This is a genomic window from Mycobacterium malmoense, assembly GCF_019645855.1.
GTDB lineage: Bacteria > Actinomycetota > Actinomycetes > Mycobacteriales > Mycobacteriaceae > Mycobacterium > Mycobacterium malmoense.
In genome coordinates this window covers 1,536,992-1,556,936 of sequence record NZ_CP080999.1, presented here as the reverse complement: position 1 = coordinate 1,556,936, position 19,945 = coordinate 1,536,992, and the positions used below count along the sequence as shown (strand labels likewise).

At 66.9% G+C, this 19,945-nt stretch carries 20 protein-coding genes; 7 read left to right on the top strand and 13 right to left on the bottom strand.

Annotated features, from left to right (window positions below):
• Window positions 1–114 precede the first annotated feature (114 nt).
• Window positions 115–1,188: an iron-siderophore ABC transporter substrate-binding protein gene (locus K3U93_RS07355; protein WP_420915408.1), complete on the top strand. Its 1,074-nt coding sequence runs from the start codon at window positions 115–117 to the stop codon at window positions 1,186–1,188.
• Between the two features lie 97 nt (window positions 1,189–1,285).
• The gene (locus K3U93_RS07350; protein ID WP_083010572.1) at window positions 1,286–2,326 is read left to right on the top strand and encodes an NAD(P)-dependent alcohol dehydrogenase; all 1,041 of its coding nucleotides are present in this window, start codon (window positions 1,286–1,288) and stop codon (window positions 2,324–2,326) included.
• On the opposite strand, the gene K3U93_RS07345 is transcribed toward K3U93_RS07350, so the two are convergent.
• From K3U93_RS07345 to K3U93_RS07335, 3 genes are all read right to left on the bottom strand, one after another.
• Complete coding sequence (locus tag K3U93_RS07345) at window positions 2,321–2,758, bottom strand: DUF3349 domain-containing protein (protein WP_420915378.1); 438 nt, start codon at window positions 2,756–2,758, stop codon at window positions 2,321–2,323. The two genes, K3U93_RS07350 and K3U93_RS07345, sit on opposite strands and share 6 nt — an antisense overlap.
• An 85-nt stretch (window positions 2,759–2,843) precedes the next feature.
• Window positions 2,844–3,806, bottom strand: coding sequence for a class 1b ribonucleoside-diphosphate reductase subunit beta (nrdF, locus tag K3U93_RS07340; RefSeq protein WP_071510005.1), 963 nt, complete (start codon window positions 3,804–3,806; stop codon window positions 2,844–2,846).
• Between the two features lie 217 nt (window positions 3,807–4,023).
• Window positions 4,024–4,632, bottom strand: coding sequence for a TetR/AcrR family transcriptional regulator (locus tag K3U93_RS07335; RefSeq protein WP_083010573.1), 609 nt, complete (start codon window positions 4,630–4,632; stop codon window positions 4,024–4,026).
• Window positions 4,633–4,718: 86 nt separating this feature from the next.
• Here K3U93_RS07335 and K3U93_RS07330 point away from each other — a divergent pair, with 86 nt between their 5' ends.
• The gene (locus K3U93_RS07330; protein WP_083010574.1) at window positions 4,719–6,293 is read left to right on the top strand and encodes a phytoene desaturase family protein; all 1,575 of its coding nucleotides are present in this window, start codon (window positions 4,719–4,721) and stop codon (window positions 6,291–6,293) included.
• On the opposite strand, the gene K3U93_RS07325 is transcribed toward K3U93_RS07330, so the two are convergent.
• The 6 genes from K3U93_RS07325 to K3U93_RS07300 all read right to left on the bottom strand — a co-directional run bounded on the left by K3U93_RS07325 (window position 6,274) and on the right by K3U93_RS07300 (window position 12,788).
• On the bottom strand, window positions 6,274–7,827 hold the full coding sequence (locus tag K3U93_RS07325) for a flavin-containing monooxygenase (RefSeq protein ID WP_083010575.1): 1,554 nt from the start codon (window positions 7,825–7,827) through the stop codon (window positions 6,274–6,276). The two genes, K3U93_RS07330 and K3U93_RS07325, sit on opposite strands and share 20 nt — an antisense overlap.
• Window positions 7,828–7,943: 116 nt before the next feature.
• Window positions 7,944–8,684: a TetR/AcrR family transcriptional regulator gene (locus K3U93_RS07320; RefSeq protein WP_139796945.1), complete on the bottom strand. Its 741-nt coding sequence runs from the start codon at window positions 8,682–8,684 to the stop codon at window positions 7,944–7,946.
• 143 nt (window positions 8,685–8,827) lie between these two features.
• Window positions 8,828–11,005 carry a class 1b ribonucleoside-diphosphate reductase subunit alpha gene (nrdE, locus tag K3U93_RS07315; RefSeq protein WP_083010577.1) on the bottom strand — a complete coding sequence of 726 codons (2,178 nt, stop codon included), beginning with the start codon at window positions 11,003–11,005 and terminating at the stop codon, window positions 8,828–8,830.
• On the bottom strand, window positions 10,975–11,418 hold the full coding sequence (gene nrdI / locus K3U93_RS07310; RefSeq protein WP_071510026.1) for a class Ib ribonucleoside-diphosphate reductase assembly flavoprotein NrdI: 444 nt from the start codon (window positions 11,416–11,418) through the stop codon (window positions 10,975–10,977). Before nrdI ends, nrdE begins: the two co-directional genes overlap by 31 nt.
• 84 nt (window positions 11,419–11,502) lie before the next feature.
• Complete coding sequence (locus tag K3U93_RS07305; RefSeq protein WP_071509999.1) at window positions 11,503–11,742, bottom strand: redoxin NrdH; 240 nt, start codon at window positions 11,740–11,742, stop codon at window positions 11,503–11,505.
• A 482-nt stretch (window positions 11,743–12,224) separates the two neighbouring features.
• Window positions 12,225–12,788, bottom strand: coding sequence for an NAD(P)H-dependent oxidoreductase (locus K3U93_RS07300; RefSeq protein ID WP_230981609.1), 564 nt, complete (start codon window positions 12,786–12,788; stop codon window positions 12,225–12,227).
• A gap of 92 nt (window positions 12,789–12,880) precedes the next feature.
• On the opposite strand from K3U93_RS07300, the gene K3U93_RS07295 reads away from it, so the two are divergent.
• Together K3U93_RS07295 and K3U93_RS07290 are read left to right on the top strand one after the other, a co-directional pair.
• Window positions 12,881–13,498, top strand: coding sequence for a TetR/AcrR family transcriptional regulator (locus K3U93_RS07295; RefSeq protein ID WP_083010578.1), 618 nt, complete (start codon window positions 12,881–12,883; stop codon window positions 13,496–13,498).
• Entirely contained in the window at window positions 13,498–14,553 is a 1,056-nt protein-coding gene (locus tag K3U93_RS07290) for a DNA polymerase IV (protein WP_071509996.1), read from the top strand. Before K3U93_RS07295 ends, K3U93_RS07290 begins: the two co-directional genes overlap by 1 nt.
• On the opposite strand, the gene K3U93_RS07285 is transcribed toward K3U93_RS07290, so the two are convergent.
• Window positions 14,515–15,414: an SDR family oxidoreductase gene (locus tag K3U93_RS07285; protein ID WP_071510025.1), complete on the bottom strand. Its 900-nt coding sequence runs from the start codon at window positions 15,412–15,414 to the stop codon at window positions 14,515–14,517. The genes K3U93_RS07290 and K3U93_RS07285 overlap by 39 nt on opposite strands.
• Before the next feature lie 18 nt (window positions 15,415–15,432).
• On the bottom strand, window positions 15,433–16,038 hold the full coding sequence (locus tag K3U93_RS07280) for a TetR/AcrR family transcriptional regulator (RefSeq protein ID WP_420915407.1): 606 nt from the start codon (window positions 16,036–16,038) through the stop codon (window positions 15,433–15,435).
• A gap of 168 nt (window positions 16,039–16,206) precedes the next feature.
• Between K3U93_RS07280 and K3U93_RS07275 the strand changes: the two genes are divergently transcribed.
• Window positions 16,207–17,688: a cytochrome P450 gene (locus K3U93_RS07275; RefSeq protein ID WP_071509995.1), complete on the top strand. Its 1,482-nt coding sequence runs from the start codon at window positions 16,207–16,209 to the stop codon at window positions 17,686–17,688.
• Window positions 17,689–17,769: 81 nt separating this feature from the next.
• Here K3U93_RS07275 and K3U93_RS07270 read toward each other — a convergent pair whose 3' ends face one another.
• On the bottom strand, window positions 17,770–18,237 hold the full coding sequence (locus K3U93_RS07270) for a 2-isopropylmalate synthase (RefSeq protein WP_230981657.1): 468 nt from the start codon (window positions 18,235–18,237) through the stop codon (window positions 17,770–17,772).
• 417 nt (window positions 18,238–18,654) lie between these two features.
• On the opposite strand from K3U93_RS07270, the gene K3U93_RS07265 reads away from it, so the two are divergent.
• Window positions 18,655–18,855 carry a hypothetical protein gene (locus K3U93_RS07265; protein WP_071509993.1) on the top strand — a complete coding sequence of 67 codons (201 nt, stop codon included), beginning with the start codon at window positions 18,655–18,657 and terminating at the stop codon, window positions 18,853–18,855.
• A gap of 29 nt (window positions 18,856–18,884) precedes the next feature.
• On the opposite strand, the gene K3U93_RS07260 is transcribed toward K3U93_RS07265, so the two are convergent.
• Window positions 18,885–19,877 (bottom strand): sensor histidine kinase, encoded by a 993-nt coding sequence (locus tag K3U93_RS07260; RefSeq protein WP_230981608.1) that lies wholly within the window; start codon window positions 19,875–19,877, stop codon window positions 18,885–18,887.
• Between the last annotated feature and the right edge of the window lie 68 nt (window positions 19,878–19,945).

Below are 19,945 nucleotides of genomic sequence, written 5' to 3'. Positions count from 1 at the left end.
AGGGTTGGTCCTACAAACTGTCGTAAATGCCCTGGGGTGGCCGGCGGCGCGTTTCGGCGGACGGGTCCGAGCTGCCCGGATGTTAGCGTCGGACGCGTGCTGGGGAGGCGATCGATCGTGGCCGCGGCCGCCCTGGCCGCGGCGGTGACGGTGGCCTGCGGCGGTTGCGGGTCGGGGTCCGGGCCCAAGGCGTCGACGCGGTCGCTGGTCACCCCGACCACCCAGATCGCGGGCGCCGGGGTGCTGGGAAACGACCGCCGGCCGGACGAGTCGTGCGCGCGGGATGCCGCCGCGGCCGATCCGGGGCCGCCGGCGCGACAGGCCCGCAACGCGGCGGGGGTCGCCCCCGACGCGGTGCGGGTGCCCGCGGAGCCGCAGCGCATCGTGGTGCTCTCCGGGGACCAGCTCGACGCCCTGTGCGCGCTCGGCCTGCAATCGCGGGTGGTCGCCGCGGCGTTGCCGGACGGCTCGTCGAGTCAGCCGTCGTATCTGGGCGGCGCGGTGCACGGCCTGCCCGGTGTCGGCACCCGCAGCAGCCCCGACCTGGGCGGCATCGCCGCGGCCCACCCCGATCTGATCCTGGGATCGACGGCGTTGACGCCCACGCTGTATCCGCAGCTGGCCGCGATCGCCCCGACGGTGTTCACCGGGACGCCCGGGGCGGCGTGGGAAGACAACCTGCGCGGCGTCGGCGCCGCCACGGCGCGCACCGCCGCCGTCGACGCGCTGATCGCCGGCTTCGCGCAACGCGCCGGCCAGATCGGGGCCGCCCATGACGCGACCCACTTCCAGGCGTCAATCGTGCGGCTGACCACCAACACCATCCGGGTGTACGGGGCCGACAACTTCCCGGCCAGCGTGCTCGCCGCGGTCGGGGTGGATCGGCCGGCGGCGCAGCGCTTCACCGACAGGGCCTACATCGAGATCGGCGCCACCGACGCCGACCTCGCAAAAAATCCGGACTTCTCAGCGGCCGACGCCGACGTCGTCTACGTGTCGTGCGCCACGCCGGGCGCCGCCGAGCGCGCCGCCACGGTCTTCGACAGCGGCCCCTGGCGCAAGCTGTCCGCCAACCACGACAACCGGGTCTACGTCGTCAACGACGAGGTGTGGCAAACCGGTGAGGGCCTGGTCGCGGCCCGTGGCATCGTCGACGACCTGCGCCTGGTCAACGCCCCGATCAACTGATCGGGGCGCGTCTCCGGCGGGCCCGCGCGGGGCTAGGCTTGCGGGGTACCCCAGCTACGAAATCGACGCGATTGATCCGAAACGAAGAGGGATTTTCATGAGCACAGTTTCGGCGTACGCCGCCACGTCGGCGACCGAACCGCTGACCAAGACCACCATCGACCGCCGCGACCCCGGCCCGCACGACGTCGCGATCGACATCAGGTACGCCGGGATATGCCACTCGGACATTCACACCGTGAAAGCCGAGTGGGGCCAACCGAATTACCCGGTGGTGCCCGGTCACGAGATCGCCGGCGTGGTGGCCGAGGTGGGCTCCGAGGTCACCAAGCACAAGGTGGGCGACCGCGTCGGCGTGGGCTGTTTCGTGGACTCCTGCCGCGAATGCAGCAGCTGCCGGCGCGGCATCGAGCAGTATTGCAAGCCGGGCGCGACCTTCACTTACAACTCGATCGGCAAAGACGGCCAGCCGACCTACGGCGGCTACAGCGAGGCGATCGTGGTCGATGAGAACTACGTCCTGCGCATCCCCGACGCGCTGCCGCTGGACGCCGCCGCGCCGCTGCTGTGCGCGGGCATCACGCTGTATTCGCCGCTGCGGCACTGGAATGCGGGGCCGGACACGCGGCTGGCGATCGTCGGCCTGGGCGGGCTCGGGCACATGGGCGTGAAGCTGGGCGCGGCGTTGGGCGCCGAGGTGACCGTGCTGTCGCAGTCGCTGAAGAAGATGGAGGACGGGCTGCGCCTGGGCGCCAGCCACTACTACGCGACGGCCGACCCCGACACCTTCCGCAAGCTGGTCGGCGGCTTCAACCTGATCCTGAACACCGTCTCGGCGAACCTGAAACTCGGCGACTACCTCAACCTGCTGGACGTCGACGGCACCCTCGTCGAGCTCGGCATCCCCGAACACCCCATGGAGGTGCCGGCGTTCCCGCTCGCGTTGATGCGGCGCAGCCTGTCCGGGTCGAACATCGGCGGGATCGCCGAGACCCAGGAGATGCTGAACTTCTGCGCCGAGCACGGCGTCGCGCCCGAAATCGAGCTCATCGAGCCCGGTTACATCAACGAAGCCTACGAACGCGTGCTCGCCAGCGACGTGCGCTACCGCTTCGTCATCGACATCTCGAAGCTATGAGGCGACCTCTTTTTCGGGCGCGGAGCCCCGTGCCGCGATTTCGGCCGCCTCGGCGTACTCGTCGCCGGGAATGACCTCGCTGACGTCGATGCCGGCCAGCGGCCACCCGGCGGCGGCCAACGTGGAGGCCACCCGGATGACGTTTTCCGGCCCGGCGTCGTAGTGCGTCATGTCGGAGATGAATTCGGAGATCTCGTCGCGATCGATGGGGTGGTCGACGGTCGCCGGGGAGCCTTCCTCCGCGGTGATGTCGCGCACCACCTCCTTGATCTGCTCTTCGGTCAGCGGCGTGCTGCGCAGCAGGGCCAGCAACGGCACGCGGTCCGGCCCGGGGACGCCATCGGGATAGCCGGCCCGCAGCCAGCGCAACACTGAACGGCAGAAATGGCGGCGATGGTCGGTGTCAGAGGTGTCAGGGGTCGTTGTCGTCACCCCACAAGTGTCACGGCAGTGGCCTTACCCGCGCCACCGCGGCGTCGCACCATACCGACAATTCATGCTCCGTTCATCGACCCGATCAGAAGTTCCAGTCCTCGTCCTCGGTGACGACGGCCTTGCCGATCACGTACGACGACCCGGAGCCGGAGAAGAAGTCGTGGTTCTCGTCGGCGTTGGGGCTCAGCGCCGACAGGATCGCCGGGTTGACGTCGGTCTCGTCGCGCGGGAACAGGGCCTCGTAGCCGAGGTTCATCAGCGCCTTGTTGGCGTTGTAGCGCAGGAACTTCTTGACGTCCTCGGTGAGCCCGACCTCGTCGTAGAGGTCCTGGGTGTATTCCACCTCGTTGTCGTAGAGCTCGAAGAGCAGCTCGTAGGTGTAGTCCTTCAGTTCGGCGCGCTTGACGTCGTCGACCAGCGCCAGGCCGCGCTGGAACTTGTAGCCGATGTAGTAGCCGTGCACGGCCTCGTCGCGGATGATCAGCCGGATCATGTCGGCGGTGTTGGTCAGCTTGGCCCGGCTCGACCAGTACATCGGCAGGTAGAACCCGGAGTAGAAGAGAAAGCTTTCCAGCAGCGTGGAGGCCACCTTGCGCTTCAGCGGTTCGTCGCCGCGGTAGTACTGCATCACGATCTCGGCCTTGCGCTGCAGGTTGACGTTCTCCTCCGACCAGCGGAAGGCGTCGTCGATCTCGGCCGTCGAACACAGCGTGGAGAAGATCGAGCTGTAGCTCTTGGCGTGCACCGACTCCATGAACGCGATGTTGGTGTAGACGGCCTCCTCGTGCGGGGTCAGCGCGTCCGGGATCAGGCTGACCGCCCCGACCGTGCCCTGGATGGTGTCCAGCAGCGTCAGCCCGGTGAACACCCGCATCGTCAGCTGCTTCTCGCTGGCGGTCAGCGTTCCCCACGACGGTAGGTCGTTGGACACCGGCACCTTCTCGGGCAGCCAGAAATTGCCCGTCAGCCGGTCCCAGACCTCGGCGTCCTTGTCGTCTTGCAGCCGGTTCCAGTTGATCGCCGAAACGCGGTCAATCAGCTTCATGTTTCGCCTCTCCAGAACCCGCTTCACCAGCCGGTTTGCCTGCGGTACTTACACCCCAAACACTACCCCTGGGGGCCGACAAGCCGGTGCAGCACAAGGGGTTGTGTTTGCCGTGTCGTGCCTCGTCCCGCTCGCCGAGCGTGAACCCAGTGCGAAAACCCGGCGACTTTTTCGCAGCCAGTTCACGTTCGGCGCGGGCCGTCGCGCCGCTGGCAAGTCAGTCCAATCCGGCTTCTCGCAAGGTGCGCGTGAGGCCGTCCTCGAGGGCGCTCAGCGCGATGTCGGTGAGGCGGCTGAGTTCGTCGATATCCTCGCCACCCTTGCTCATCCACGCCTCCAGCGACACGAACACCGCGGTGGCCAGGCTGTGCGCCGCGATGTCGGCGATCATGGCCCCGTCGGCCGTGGGCTTTGACCGTTCGTGGATGAAGCGGCCGATCTCGTCGGCGACCTGATCGCGCATCCGCCGAATGTGCGTGCTGATGATGCCCTGGTCGAGGTCGCGCGACCGGATGACGGCGGCCTCGCGGACCATCGCGAAATCAAAGGGGAACGCGTCCACGGCCTTTCGCACCGACGCGGTGATGGGTTCCCCGTGCGGGCGCAGCGCCAACGCGCGCGCGAACCACTCGAATCCGATGTCGTAGTCGGCGAAGATCACCGCGTGCTTGGACGGGAAGTGCCGGTAGAAAGTGCGTTCGGTGACCCCGACGTCGGCGGCGATGTCGGCGACGCTGGTCCGATGCACGCCGTCGGCCACGAACCGCTTCATCGCGGCCTGCATGAGCGCCTGCCGCGTGCGTGCGCTACGGCCTTGGGCCAGCATCCGGTCCTCCAAATGTCACTATTGACGCAATAATGTCAGGTGTGACATTGTGCTGTCAATCGTAAGGATCCATAAGGAGGGTCGGCATGGCGGACTACGACGCGATCGTCATCGGGGCGGGTCACAACGGCCTGGTCGCCGCCAACGTGCTGGCGAAGGGCGGCGCGAAAGTGCTTGTGCTGGAACGGGCTCACTTCCTCGGCGGCATGGCCGCGACCCGCGAACTGTTCGACGGCTACAAGCACAGCGTCGGCGCCTGGGCGGTGCTGATCTGGCGCAAGGAGATGACCGAGCGCCTGGAGCTGACCAAGTGGGGCTTCGAGCTGATGGACCAGTGGACGTCGACGTGCACCTTCGGCGATCCGCAGGACACGCCCTTCGTGATGTACAACGACCTGGAGCGCATGGGCCGTCACCTGCTCGAGGATCACGGGCCCGACGTCGCGGCGGGCCTCGGCGGCCTGTTCGCCCACATCGGCCGGTTCGCACCGTATTTCGTCGACTCCGCGTTCGGCCCCCCGCTCGACATCATCGAGGTGATCGCCGCACAGCCCACGCCCGAGGACCGCCACGACTTCGCCCAGATGTGGTACGGCAGCACGATGGACACGGTCCGCCGTTTCCTGGCGCCCGACCAGGGCCGCTGCATCCAGGGCTCGCTGGCCGCGATGTCCATCGACGCGTTCGACGGCGGCCCGTGGACCCCCGGCTCGAACGCGTCCACGCTGTATCACTACCTGATCGGCGGCGGCAACGTCGAATACATCATGCCGCGCGGCGGTATCGGCTCGCTGAGCGCGGCGCTGTGCCGCCGCGCCGAATCGCTCGGCGCCGAGGTGCGGATGAAGCAGCACGTCAAGGAGATCCTGGTCACCGACGGCCGCGCCACCGGGGTCCAATTGCGCGACGGCACAACGATTTCGGCCGACACCGTGCTGTCGTCGCTCGACCCGTACACCACCTTCGTGAATCTGGCCGGCGCGCAGAACTTTCCGCCCGATTACATCCGCAAGATCAAGGAGATCAACTTCAACCTGGGCTACATCCAGGCCCATCTCACCATCGACCAAGCGCCCCAATGGATCGAGCGCCTACAACCCTTCATACAGGACAATGGGCAGTACTGCCCCACCGTCGCCTACGCGCCGTCGCCGGAGTACATCAGCGACGCGTGGGAGCAGTATCGCAAGGGCCAGCTGCCCGATGCCCCGCCCACCTATCTGTACATCCCCAGCATGGTCGACTCGTCGCTGGCGCCCGAAGGCAAGCACAGCGCAACGATTTTCACGCCCTACTTCCCCACCGGGCTCGACGCCGACGAAAACCGAAGCTGGAAGGAGCAATACGCCGACACGTGCGTGCGAATCTTCGATACCTATGCGCCCGGGTTCGCCGACTCGGTCACCAACCGCGTGGTGTTCTCCAACCGCTACTTCGGCAGCACCTTCAGCGCGCACGCCGGCGATTACGCGCATGGCCTGCTGCAACCCAACCAGCTGTGGACCGGCCGCGTCGTCGAGGGCGCCGACAAGTTCGCCACCCCGGTCGACGGGCTGTACTTGTGCGGCCAGTGCACCCACCCCGGTCCGGGCGTGACCGGCATCCCCGGGTGGAACGGCGCCGAGGCGGCCCTCAAGCGCCTCAGCGCGCGGGTCGCATAGCCCCGATCGGTTCGCGCGACGAGCCCTTGCCGACCCCGTAGAACTGATACTCCTCGGGCTTGACCGCGCGCGTGGCCCTCCAGTACTGCCAGGTGTAGCCGCCCCACAGCACCGTGTTCTTGCCGTGCTCGTCGAGATACCAGCTGGCGCACCCGCCCGTGTTCCACACCGAGTGCGAAAGCTCGTGTTGCAGATCGTCGTTGAAGCGATCCTGGGCGGCCCGGGTCGGGGCCAGCGCCTGGGCGCCCATCCGGTCGCAGGTCTTGATCGCGTCGGCCACGTAGTGGATCTGGGATTCGATCATGAACACCACGGAGTTGTGCCCGAGCCCGGTGTTGGGCCCCAGCAGGAAGAACAGGTTGGGCATGTCGGCGACGGTGATCCCGCGGTGCGCGCCGATGCCTTCGCGGTTCCACCGGTCGACCAGGTCCTCCCCGTACCGCCCCTTGATCTGGACGTAGGTGTAGGAGTCGGTCACGTGGAAGCCGGTGCCGTAGACGATCACGTCGACTTTGCGCTCGGTACCGTCGGCGGTGACGATCCCGTCGGGCGTGATCCGGGCGATGCGGTCGGTGATCAGCTCGGTCTTCGGGTCCGCCACCGCGGGGTAATAGGTGGAGGAGTTCAGGATTCGCTTGCACCCGATGCGGTAGTGCGGGGTCAGCTTGCGACGCAGCTCGCGGTCCTTCACCGAGCGGCGAATGTTCCACTTGGCGTAGGCCTCGATGAACCTCAGCATGTTCGGCCGCTTGGTCATGCCGAACGCCAATGCCTCTTGCGCCCAATAGATTCCGAGGCGCAGCAACGCCCGCAATCCCGGGACGTTCGCCAGCGCCCGCCGCAGCGCCGGCGGGAGTTCTTCGTTGGTGCGCGGCACCACCCACGCCGGGGTGCGTTGGTAGAGCTGAAGTTCGGCGACCCGCCCGACGATCTCCGGCACAATCTGGATCGCGCTGGCGCCCGTCCCGATCACCGCCACCCGCTTGCCGGTCAGGTCGACGGCGTGGTCCCACTGCGCGGAATGGAAGGCGGGGCCGCGAAACTCGTCGCGCCCCTCGAAGTCGGGGATGGACGGGATGTGCAACGCGCCGGCCCCCGAGATCAGGAACTGGGCGACGTATTCGCGCCCGTCGGTGGTGAACACGTGCCACCGATACTCGTCGTCATCCCAATGGCCACGATCGACCAGCGAGTTGAACACGATGTAGCGGCGCAGCCCGTATTTCTCGGTGACGCCCTTGAGGTAGTCCCAGATTTCGGGCTGATAGGAGAACAGGTGCGTCCAGTCCGGCTTGGGTTCGAAGGAGAACGAGTAGAGGTGCGACGGGATGTCGCACGCGCAGCCGGGGTAGCTGTTGTCCCGCCAGGTGCCGCCGATGTCGTCGGCCTTCTCCAGGATGACGAAGTCCACACCCTGCTGCTGCAGCCTGATGGCCATGCCCAGCCCGGAGAAGCCGGTGCCGATGATGAGGGCGCGGGTGTGCACCGGCTGTTGGTGGGCCGGCGTCTGCGCCGTCGGCTCGGCAATGGTCATGGTGGGTTCTTTCTGCGTAAGGTCTGCGCGCGTCGCCGTCGCAAGTACCCGGTACCCAGGGTATCGGATAAGACGAGTGTTATCGATGGCGACAGCGATGTCAACGCGGCGGCGGCTCAGCTGGCGGCGGGATTGCTCCGCACCGCATTGTGGATCGGCCGGTCGGGATCGACCGCGATGCCGAGCGCCTCGGCGGTGCCGACGATGACCCCCATCATGATGGTCGTCAGATGGGCGACGAATTGCTCGCGCGGCATGCGTCGCGGACTGTCGGGGCCGGGGCCCAGCCACCACTCGGTGGCCGACGCGGCGGATCCGAACGCCGCGTGGGCGGCCAGTTCGACCGCCGCGTGGTCCAGCTCCATCTCCCGCAGTTCGTTGTCGAACATGTCGGCCATGGTCAACGTGATCTCGCGGCCTTCGTCGAGGATCTGGGCGGTCGATTGGGGGGTGGCCGCGGAGCGGTCCTGAATGAAGACCCGCAGCACGTTGGGGTGCTTGTCGACGAGGGTGACGTACTCCTCGACGCTGCGCCGGATCACCTCGCGGGCGGTGTCGGTCTTCAGGTCGATCGACGGGAAGATCCCCGCCCACAGCATGTCGCGCAGGCGCTCCCCGATCGCCTGGAACAGGTCGGACTTGTCGTGGAAATGCCGGTAGATCTTAGGCTTGGCGGTGCCGGCCTCCTCGGCGATCTCCCGCACGCTCAGCTCCGGCCCGAGCCGGTCGATGGCGCGGAACGCCGCGTCGACGATTTCGCCGCGCACCTTCTTGCGGTGTTCGCGCCAGCGTTCGCTGCGCGCGTCGACCTTCGCCCCGGGCTTCACACCGGGGTGGGGTCGAGGGGGCCGCGGAATTCTCACCACGTCCAGCACCTTACCCCGTCGCGGCGTCTGACCTGGGCAGACTGGGCGGTCCGCGCCTCACCGAGCGTGAACTGGTTGCGGAAATCCGGCCGAAAAGTCGCAATGGCTTCACGTTGGGCGAGATACCGACCGCGTTACAGCATGCAGGAGACGCAGCCCTCCACCTCAGTGCCCTCCAGCGCCATCTGCCGCAGCCGGATGTAGTACAGCGTCTTGATTCCCTTGCGCCAGGCGTAAATCTGCGCCTTGTTCACGTCACGGGTGGTGGCCGTGTCCTTGAAGAACAGCGTCAGCGAAAGCCCCTGATCCACGTGCTGGGTGGCCGCGGCGTAGGTGTCGATGATCTTCTCGTAGCCGATCTCGTAGGCGTCCTGGTAGTACTCCAGGTTGTCGTTGGTCATATACGGCGCCGGGTAATAGACCCGGCCGATCTTGCCCTCCTTGCGGATCTCGACCTTCGACACGATCGGGTGGATCGAGCTCGTCGAGTGGTTGATGTAGGAGATCGACCCGGTCGGCGGCACCGCCTGCAGGTTCTGGTTGTAGATGCCGTGCGCCTGGACCGATTCCTTCAGCCGCTTCCAGTCGTCCTGCGTCGGGATGCGGATCTCGGTGTCGGCAAAAAGCTGACGCACCTTGTCGGTCTTCGGCTCCCAGACCTGCTCGGTGTATTTGTCGAAGAACTCCCCCGAGGCGTACTTCGATCGCTCGAATCCCTTGAAGTGCGTGCCCCGTTCGATGGCGATGCGGTTCGACGCCCGCAGCGCGTGGTAGAGCACCGCGTAGAAGTAGATGTTGGTGAAGTCGACGCCCTCTTCGGAACCGTAGAAGATGCCCTCGCGCGCCAGGTAGCCGTGCAGGTTCATCTGCCCCAACCCGATCGCGTGGGAATCGTTGTTGCCCTGCTCGATCGAGGGCACCGAGGTGATGTGGGTCTGGTCGCTGACGGCGGTCAGCGCGCGGATCGACACCTCGATCGTCTGGGCGAAGTCCGGTGAGTCCATCGTCTTGGCGATGTTCAGCGACCCCAGGTTGCACGAAATGTCCTTGCCCACTTTGGCATACGACAGGTCCTCGTTGAACAACGACGGCGTGGACACCTGCAGGATCTCCGAGCACAGGTTCGAGTGGGTGATCTTGCCCTCAATAGGATTGGCCCGGTTCACCGTGTCCTCGAACATGATGTAGGGGTAGCCGGACTCGAACTGCAGCTCGGCCAGCGTCTGGAAGAACTCCCGCGCCTTGATCTTGGACTTGCGGATGCGCGCGTCGTCGACCATTTCGTAGTACTTCTCGGTGACCGAGATGTCGGCGAACGCCACGCCGTAGACGCGTTCGACATCGTAGGGCGAGAACAGGTACATGTCCTCGTTCTTCTTGGCCAGTTCGAACGTGATGTCGGGGATCACGACGCCAAGACTGAGCGTCTTGATCCGAATCTTCTCGTCGGCGTTCTCCCGCTTGGTGTCCAGGAATCGGTAGATGTCCGGATGATGGGCGTGCAGGTACACCGCGCCGGCGCCCTGACGTGCGCCCAGCTGGTTGGCGTAGGAGAACGAATCCTCCAGCAGCTTCATGATCGGGATGACACCGGACGACTGGTTCTCGATGTTCTTGATCGGCGCGCCGTGCTCGCGAATGTTGCTCAGCAGCAACGCGACTCCCCCGCCACGCTTGGACAGCTGCAGCGCGGAGTTGATCGACCGCCCGATCGACTCCATATTGTCCTCGACGCGCAAAAGGAAGCAGCTCACCGGTTCGCCGCGCTGCGCCTTGCCGGAGTTCAAAAACGTCGGGGTGGCCGGCTGGAACCGGCCGTCGATGATCTCGTCGACCAGCTTCTCGGCCAGCCCGGTGTCGCCGGCCGCCAGCGTCAGCGCCACCATGACCACGCGGTCCTCGAAGCGCTCCAGGTAGCGCTTCCCGTCGAACGTCTTCAGCGTGTAGGAGGTGTAGTACTTGAACGCGCCGAGAAACGTCGGGAACCGGAACTTCTTGGCGTAGGCCCGGTCCAGCAGCGTCTTGACGAAGTTGCGCGAGTACTGATCGAGAACCTCACGCTCGTAGTAGTTTTCGCGGATCAGGTAGTCGAGCTTCTCGTCCTGATTGTGGAAGAAGACCGTGTTCTGGTTGACGTGCTGCAGGAAGAACTGGCGCGCCGCCAGCACGTCCTTGTCGAACTGGATCTTGCCGTCGGCGTCATACAGATTCAGCATCGCGTTCAGCGCGTGATAATCCAGTTCCGCCGGCCCACCCGAAACGTGGGAGTGCGCGCCCGAGGCTAGAGGCTCTGCAGTGACGGTTGATGGCACGTCTGTTCCTTCCAGAAATCGGCAAGACCCGCGCGGACGGCTTTCACGTCGTCCTCGGTACCCATCAGTTCGAAGCGATAGAGGTAGGGGACGCCGCACTTGCGGGAGACGACCTCACCGGCGTAGCAGAACTCCGCACCGAAGTTGGTGTTGCCGGCCGCGATCACCCCGCGCAGCAGCGCTCGGTTGTGCTCGTTGTTCAAAAAGGCGATGACCTGCCTGGGGACATAGCCACCGGTGTTGAGGTCCGGTGTGGCACGGCCCCCGCCGTAGGTGGGCAATACCAGCACGTACGGCTCGTCGACCTCGATGCGGCCGTGCAGCGGTATCCGCGTGGCGGGAACACCCAGCTTCTGCACGAAGCGGTGGGTGTTCTCCGACACGGAAGAGAAGTAGACCAGTGGCGATCGCAAGCGCGACGGGTCGCCACTCGTCCAACTCAGGTTGCGCCCCTTGATATCCACGGCACCGCAACCTCCTTGCTCGTTCGTCTGCTGCTACGCGCTCAGGGCGGCACCCGCGAGCGCCTTGATGCGGTCGGGCCGGAAACCCGACCAGTGGTCGTTTGCCGCCACCACCACGGGGGCCTGCAGGTAGCCCAGCGCCATCACGTAGTCGCGCGCCTCGGGGTCCAGCGTGATGTCGACCTTCTCGTAGGCAAGGCCCTGCTTGTCCAAAGCCTTGTAAGTGGCGCTGCACTGCACGCATGCCGGCTTGGTGTAGACGGTGATGCTCATGGATGCCGCTCCTTCGCGGAAGGTGGGAACTCGTTACGGACTGGCAACTACTTGGGTATTACGTCTTCGCTGTCTCAGCGGCCCGACAAGCCCCTGGATTCCCGTCCTGCGGCTATCGGGGTCAAACGACCTGGCTTCCACATCCTCAAGCCATCCTCAAGCCGATTCCGGGAGGTTCACCAGGCCCGATCAGCCTGGTGATCCTGGGATCTGCTGGCCCCGGAAACACTACACCTAGTGGCCAACAAGTTCCCATCATACAAGATGTTCTGAATAACAATTTTGGAATTCCCTGGTCGTAAGCCCTCTCTCCAACAAACTTGGACACGCGCCCGGCGTGTCGCAGATCACAGGTCCGTCACGGACGCCCTTGCCCATCGGTATACCACCGGCCACCGACAACGCCGGTGCAACCGCCGCGGCCCGCCCCGCACCAGCAAAGCCGCCAGCCGGAGCTGGCGGCTTGCCGGCCACCCTCGAATTCAGCCAGCCTCGGCGGCGAGCTTGCCGACGACGTCACGCACGTTCGCCGAGAGCTCGGCGTGTTCCGCCGGCGCCTTGCCTTCCAGGCTCTTGAACGGCACCGACAGCTTGAGCGCCTCGACCACCCGGGCACCGGCGATGCCGAACGACTTGCGGGTCTCGTCGTGCGCCCACACCCCGCCGTACTGCCCCAGGGATCCCCCGATGACCGCCAAGGGCTTACCCTTCAGCGCCCCGTTGCCGAACGGGCGGGATAGCCAGTCGATCGCGTTCTTGATAACCGCCGGAATGCTGCCGTTGTACTCCGGGGTGACCACCAGGGCGGCGTCCGCGTCGGCCGCCGCGGCGCGCAGCGCGGCCACCGGCGCGGGCGCATCCCGGACGTCGTCGGCCACCGCGGGGTCGATCTCTTCGTTGTAGAAGGGCAGCTCCGCCAGCCCTTCGAACACGGTGACCGTGACGCCGTCCGGGGCGACCGCCGCCGCCAGCTCGGCGATCTGACGGTTGATCGACGCCGCACGCAGGCTGCCCACTAACGTCAAGACTTTGATGTTCTCTGCCACTGTCGGAATTCCCTTTCGGTTGTTGCCCTACATCCTTGCACGCCGTAACCGGACTATGGTCCGATTTATTCCGGCCGCGTTAAAGTGCAGGGGTGAGCGGTGATGTCGAGCGGTTGGGCGAGTTGCCCGTGTGCGCACCGCAAGAGCCTCAACACGAGCGCGGTGACGCGGCGCGCAACCGCGCGCTGCTGCTGGAGGCGGCCCGCAGCCTGGTCGCCGAGCGCGGCGCGGACGCCGTCACCATGGACGACGTCGCCGCAGCGGCCGGCGTGGGCAAGGGCACGCTGTTTCGCCGGTTCGGCAGCCGGGCGGCCCTGATGATGGTGCTGCTCGACGAGGACGAGCGGGCCAGCCAGCAGGCCTTTCTCTTCGGCCCACCGCCCCTGGGACCCGACGCCCCACCGCTGGATCGGCTGGTGGCATTCGGCCGGGAGCGGATCCGCTTCGTCCATAACCACCACGCGCTGCTGTCGGCGGCCAACCGCGACCCGCAGACCCGCTACGGCCCGCCGGCCGCCGTCCAGCGCACCCACGTGCGGGTGCTGCTGGCCGCGGCGCACACCACCGGCGACCTCGACGCCCAGACCGACGCCCTGCTGGCCCTGCTGGACGCCGACCACGTGGAGCATCAACTCACCGACGGCGGGCACACCCCGAAGACGCTGGGCGACGCGTGGGAGAGCCTGGCACGCAAGCTCTGCGGGCGGTGATGAAGCCCAACTGGGTCCTGCACGTCGACCTCGACCAGTTTCTGGCGTCGGTCGAGCTGCGCCGCCATCCCGAACTGGCCGGGCTGCCGGTCATCGTGGGCGGCAACGGCGATCCCACCGAACCGCGCAAGGTCGTCACCTGCGCCTCCTATGAGGCCCGCGAATTCGGTGTGCACGCGGGCATGCCGTTGCGTACCGCCGCCCGCCGCTGCCCCCCAAACTCGGGGGTCACCTTTTTGCCGTCGGATCCGGCCGCCTACGACGCGGCGTCCGACCAGGTGATGGGGCTGCTGCGCGACCTGGGACACCCGGTCGAGGTGTGGGGCTGGGATGAGGCCTACGTCGGGGTGACGGCAGGCGATCCCCACGATGTGGCAGAAGAAATCCGGACGATCATCGCCTCGGAGACCGGGCTGTCCTGTTCGGTGGGCATCAGCGACAACAAGCAGCGCGCCAAGGTCGCCACCGGCTTCGCCAAACCCGCCGGCGTCTTCGCGCTCACCGACGCCAACTGGATGTCCGTGATGGCCGACCGTCCGGTCGAGGCGCTGTGGGGGGTGGGGCCCAAGACTGCGAAAAAGCTTGCGGCCCTGGGAATCACGACGGTCCGGGAGCTTGCCCACGGCGATGCCGAGTCGCTGACGTCCGCGTTCGGACCCCGCATCGGCCTGTGGCTGCTGCTGCTGGCCAAGGGCGGCGGTGACGAGCACGTCAGCACCGAACCATGGATCCCGCGCTCCCGCAGCCACGTCGTCACCTTCCCGCGCGACCTCACCGACCGCGCCGAAATGGACTCGGCGGTAACGGAATTGGCCCGACGAGCACTCGACGACGTGGTGGCGTCGGGGCGGATCGTCACCCGCGTGGCGGTCACCGCGCGAACCGCGACGTTTCACACCCGCACCAAGGTCCGCAAGCTGGCCGCGCCCACCACCGATGCCGACACCATCACGGCCGCCGCCCTGCGCGTCCTAGGCCTAGTCCTAGACCTGTTCGAGCTGGAGCGGCCGGTTCGGCTACTCGGGGTGCGACTCGAGTTGGTCATGCCGGAGTAGCGGGGCGGGCCGAAGCGCGCGCGTGAAGACCACGTTGACCCGGCGCATCACCACGCTGTAGGGCCACCACGCCAGCCGCTTGAACGCATACAGCGCCCGGATGTCTGCCGACGTGTAGATCAGGTAGCGGTTCTTGGCGACCCCAGCCAAGATCTTCTCGGCCGCCCGCTCCGGCGACACCGCATGACCGCCGAAGCGGTCCACCCAGCGGGCGACCCTGGGGTCCTCGCGGTCGACGCCGGCGATCTCGACGGTGTTGACCAGCGGGGTCCGCACCGCGCCCGGCACCACGACCGACACCCCGATGCGATGCCGGGCCAGGTCGAAGCGCAGCACCTCGGACAGGCCACGCAACCCATACTTGCTGGCGCTATAGGCGGCATGCCACGGCAGCGCGACCAGCCCGGCCGCCGACGACACGTTGACCACATGCCCGCCCCGGCCGGCCGCCACCATCGGCGGGACGAACGTCTCGATGACGTGGATCGGACCCATCAGGTTGATCGCGATCATCTTGCTCCACTGCGCGTGGGTCAGCCGGTCGACGGTGCCCCAGGCCGACACCCCGGCGATGTTCAGCACGACGTCCATGCTCGGATGCGTGGCCTGGATGTCGGCGGCGAACGCCGCCACCTCGTCATAGTCGGCGATGTCGAGCGCCCGGTGCTCGGGCACCCTGGCGCCCAGCGCGCGGGCGTCGGCCACGGTGAGTTCCAGGCCGTCGGCGTCACGATCCGTCAGGAACAGCTCGGCGCCCTGCGCCGCCAGCCGCAACGCCGTGGCGCGGCCGATGCCGCTGGCCGCACCCGTGACAAAGCACCGCTTGCCCGCGAAATACCGCCCGGATCCCCTCTGCCCCATGGCCGTGACCATACCGCGTTACTCCTGGTCGCCACCCCACAGCGAATGCAGCCACAATTGCTCGAGCACCCGCACCCGGCGCTGCACGTCGCCGTCCTGGCCAACCAGGAGGGGGTCGCCCGTCAGCGTCAGCGCGGTGGTGCCCGTCAGCGTGCGGATCAGCGTCGGGATGTCGTCGCTGATCGGATGCGCGGTCCCCGCCTTCATCTCCGCGTCGACGATGCCGACGATCTGGCCCAGCACCACCTCGAACTGCTGCTGGAGAACCTCGCGGATCTCGATATCGGTGTGGCGGGCGGCGTTGCAGGCCACCATCACCGGGTCGTTGTGGGCATAGACGGCGGCGGCGCTGCCCACCATCCGCTTGGCGAACTGCTCCGGCGACTCGCCGGGCTGACGGGGGGCGAAGTACTGCGTGAGTTGCTCGAGCTCTTCGACGGCCTCGGCCAGGATCTGGGCGAGCACGGAGTACTTGGAGTCGAAGTAGAAGTAGAAACCGGAGCGGGCCACCCCGGCGCGCAGGCTGATCGTGCTGACCGACAGCTCCGCGAATGGCCTCTCCTCCAGGAGCTCGCGCACCGCCTGCAGGATCGCTTGCCGGTGCTTGTCGCCACGCCGCCGCATGGCCTGCGCGCCCGGCTGCGGATCGTCGACGCGGCTGCTCACCCCCTTGACCTTGCACCACGCCGCGTAAAAAGCAAACTTGACAGCCGTCAAGTTTGTCCCGAAGGATATTGATCGGTGACGGTAGTCACCCGCCCGGGCTTTGCAAGGGAGCGCAAAGGAGCCTCGATGCCCGCCACCATCAGCACCCCGCACTACCTGCTCGATCAGGCGCGGCGGCGGTTCACCCCGTCGTTCAACAACTTCCCGGGCATGGGCCTTGTCGAACGCACGCTGCTGAACACCGAATTCCCGGAGCACAAACTCGCCGACCCGCCGCCCGGCAGCGGGCTCAAACCGGTCCTCGGCGACGCGGGGCTCCCGGTCATCGGGCACATCATCGAGATGTTGCGCGGCGGTCCCGACTATCTGATGTTCCTGTACCACACCAAGGGTCCGGTCGTCTTCGGGGACTCGCCGGTGCTGCCGGGCGTCGCGGCGCTGGGTCCGGACGCCGCGCAGGTCATCTACTCCAACCGCAACAAGGACTATTCCCAGCAGGGCTGGGTCCCGGTGATCGGGCCGTTCTTTCACCGCGGGCTGATGCTGCTCGACTTCGAGGAGCACATGTTCCACCGGCGGATCATGCAGGAGGCGTTCGTCCGGTCCCGGCTGGTCTCCTACGTCGAGCAGATGGACAAGGTCGTGTCGCAGGTCGTCGCCAACGACTGGGTGGTCAACGACGCGCGATTCCTCTTGTATCCGGCGATGAAGGAGCTGACCCTCGACATCGCCTCGATGGTGTTCATGGGCCACGAGCCGGGCACCGACCGCGAGCTGGTCACCAGGGTGAACAGGGCGTTCGCCGTCACCACCCGCGCGGGCAACGCGATCATCCGCACCAGCGTTCCGCCGTTCACCTGGTGGCGAGGCCTCAAGGCACGCGAACTGCTGGAGAACTACTTCCGCGAGCGGGTCAAGGAGCAACGCGGGAAGGACGGCAACGACCTGCTGTCGGTGTTGTGCCAGACCGAGGACGAGGACGGCAACAGGTTCTCCGACGAGGACATCGTCAACCACATGATCTTCCTGATGATGGCGGCCCACGACACGTCGACGTCGACGACCACGACGATGGCCTACCAGCTGGCCGCCCACCCCGAGTGGCAGGAACGTTGCCGCGATGAATCCGACCGCCTCGGCGACGGTCCGCTCGACATCGACTCGCTGGAGAAGCTCGAGTCGCTGGACCTGGTGATGAACGAGTCGATCCGGCTGGTGACGCCGGTGCAGTGGGCCATGCGCCGGACGGTGCGCGACACCGATCTGCTGGGCTACTACCTCCCCAAGGGCACCAACGTGATCGCGTATCCGGGGATGAACCACCGGCTGCCCGAACTCTGGACGGACCCGCTGAAATTCGACCCGGACCGGTTCACCGAGCCGCGCAACGAGCACAAGCGGCACCGCTACGCGTTCACACCGTTTGGCGGCGGCGCGCACAAGTGCATCGGGATGGTGTTCGGGCAGTTGGAGATCAAGACGATCCTGCACCGCCTGCTGCGCCGGTATTCCCTCGAGCTGCCCCGCCCCGGATACCAGGCGGTGTGGGACTACGGCGGCATGCCGGTGCCCAAGGACGGCATGCCGATCGTGCTGCGCCCGCTCTGAGACCCTCGCCTTTACCCGCGAGCAGACGCGGAATCGCACCATTTCGTGCCGGTTTGTGCGAGTCTGCGTCTGCTCGCGCAATCACGCGGCGAGCCGGTTGGCGCAGGCGATGACCGCGCGCAGCGCGGACTGCGTCGGATCCTCCGAGCAGCCCATTGCCCACTCGGCGCGAATCCCGTTGGTGCCGCGGATGAACGTGGCGGTGGTCCCGCCCGATCGCATTTGATGAAACTCCAACACCTCCACCGTGATCCCGCGGTCGTGCAGCATCGCGGTGAGCGCGGCGATGGGGCCGCTGGCCGCGGCGGTCGAGACGCTGAGGCGATCACCGACGGCGATCATGGCGCGGAAGTTGCGGGCCTGCGGACCGAGCCGCCCGGCGGGTCGCTCGGCGTCGGTGCAGGCCCAGTGGCCCAGGCGAATCGGGCCGGCCGTGCGACCGTAGGCCGCGACGAAGCTCTCCCACGACATCGCGGCGGCCTCCTCCCGCAGGCCGCAGGGCAATGCGGCGCCGAAGTGGTGGCCGAACCATGCGGCGGCCGGGTCCAGACCCGGCCCGGCAAGTTCGGAAAGAGACACTGTGTCGGTCTTCTCTGGTCAGCAGGGGCGACCGACGGTAGTAGCTTTCGACCCACAGCGGGGGGCCGGTCTGGATCAGACCCCGCTGCGGGTGCTGGCTACTACGGCACGCTGACGAAGACGCACGAGCGCCGACGATAGCCGCCCCGCGGCGGCAATGCAAATTCATTTTCGTGTCGGCAGGGGTGGCCGCTTGTACGTCGACTACCGCGAATCAGGTTGTCAACCATGCCTTCTCGGTCGGCGGGCTTAAAGCCTTGCCGGGCAAGCGCTTCCGCAGCCGGCGGCCAATACGGCTCGCGCTGTCGGGCGATGACGATAACATTTGGGGCGGTGGGGCTTTCATACCACGAACGGACGAGTAGCAGGCGACGAAAGGCGTGATCTATGACGGCGAAGAAGACGGGCAAGCCGATGCTGTTGGTTCGGACACTGGGCGCGCTGCTGGCCGCGGTATTCGCGGTGCTGGCGGCTGGCTGCGCAGGGGGCAGCACCGCCGGCCCCGGCCCGGCACCGGCCCCGCCCTCCACCAAGAGCGCCCCGGCGCCGGGCGGCTCGGTCGTGGCGCCGGCGCACAGCGGCGCCTGATCGGTACACAGAAGAGCAATAGTCAGGTCTCAGCCATTCGGCCGCGGCGACGGGCCGAACCGAAGGTATGCCTGGATCGTCGTTCCGGCCGACGTGGTGTGTGTGCGCACCAGGTCGGATATGGCGTTGACTAGAAAAAGCCCGCGGCTGGCGGGGCCGCCGGGCCCCGGGTCCAAGCGTCCGACCAGCGGGTCGTCAAAGCGCCCGGTGTCGCGCGCCTCGCAGACCAGGTGCTCGTCGTTGCGCCAGAAGGCCAGCCGGCACGCCCCGCCGGTATACATCAGGCTGTTGGTGGCCAGCTCCGTGGCGATCAGTTGCAGATCCTCGATGCTGTCCTGGGACAACCCAACCCAGCCGGCGTAGTCGACCGCAAAGGACCGCGCGGGGCGAAGGTCCGCAGACTCGCTCACCATGTACGTGACGGCCCCCGGGTTGACGGGCAGCGGCTGGTTGCAGCGCTCCAGGACGTCCCCCGGCGCGTAATCGGCGCTGGGACACAGCAAACCGCCTCTCCACAGCAGGGGGTGGGTCGCGCGGGCGTCCGCCAGCACACAGTCGTCCAGCCGGCCCGCGTCGTAAAGGCACAGCACCGTCGCCGGGTAACCCGAGAGGGCCTCGTTGACCAGCGCCTCGTGCTCTATGCAGGCGACGAACTCGTCCCGGCCGCGGCCGGGCCAGGCGAGTTGGCTGACGACCCGCACCCGTCGGCCGGCGTGCTCGTCGGCGAAGGAACCCTCCATCGCCATAAACCGGCTCGGGTTGCGGGCGACCTCGGCGATATCGGCCATATGCAACCCGGCCGGCCAGCCGCCCGCGCCGCGCAACGCGTCACGCAGCAACCAGAGCTTGTCGCCCGGCACCGCGACCAGCACCGCCTCGTCCATCGCCAGACCATCGATCACGAAGCGCACCACGGCGTCCAGGTACTCCCGCTGTGAGTGGTAAAGGAGCGCGGAATGAACGAACCCGGGTTGCCCGGTTCCCGTGCCCGCCGTCATTCCCGCGCTCTCGCTTTCGATCACTACCGCCAACCTCTGCCGGACCGGCCCCTAACTTTTCCCATTCCCATACCCGCGAACGGCCTTCGCTA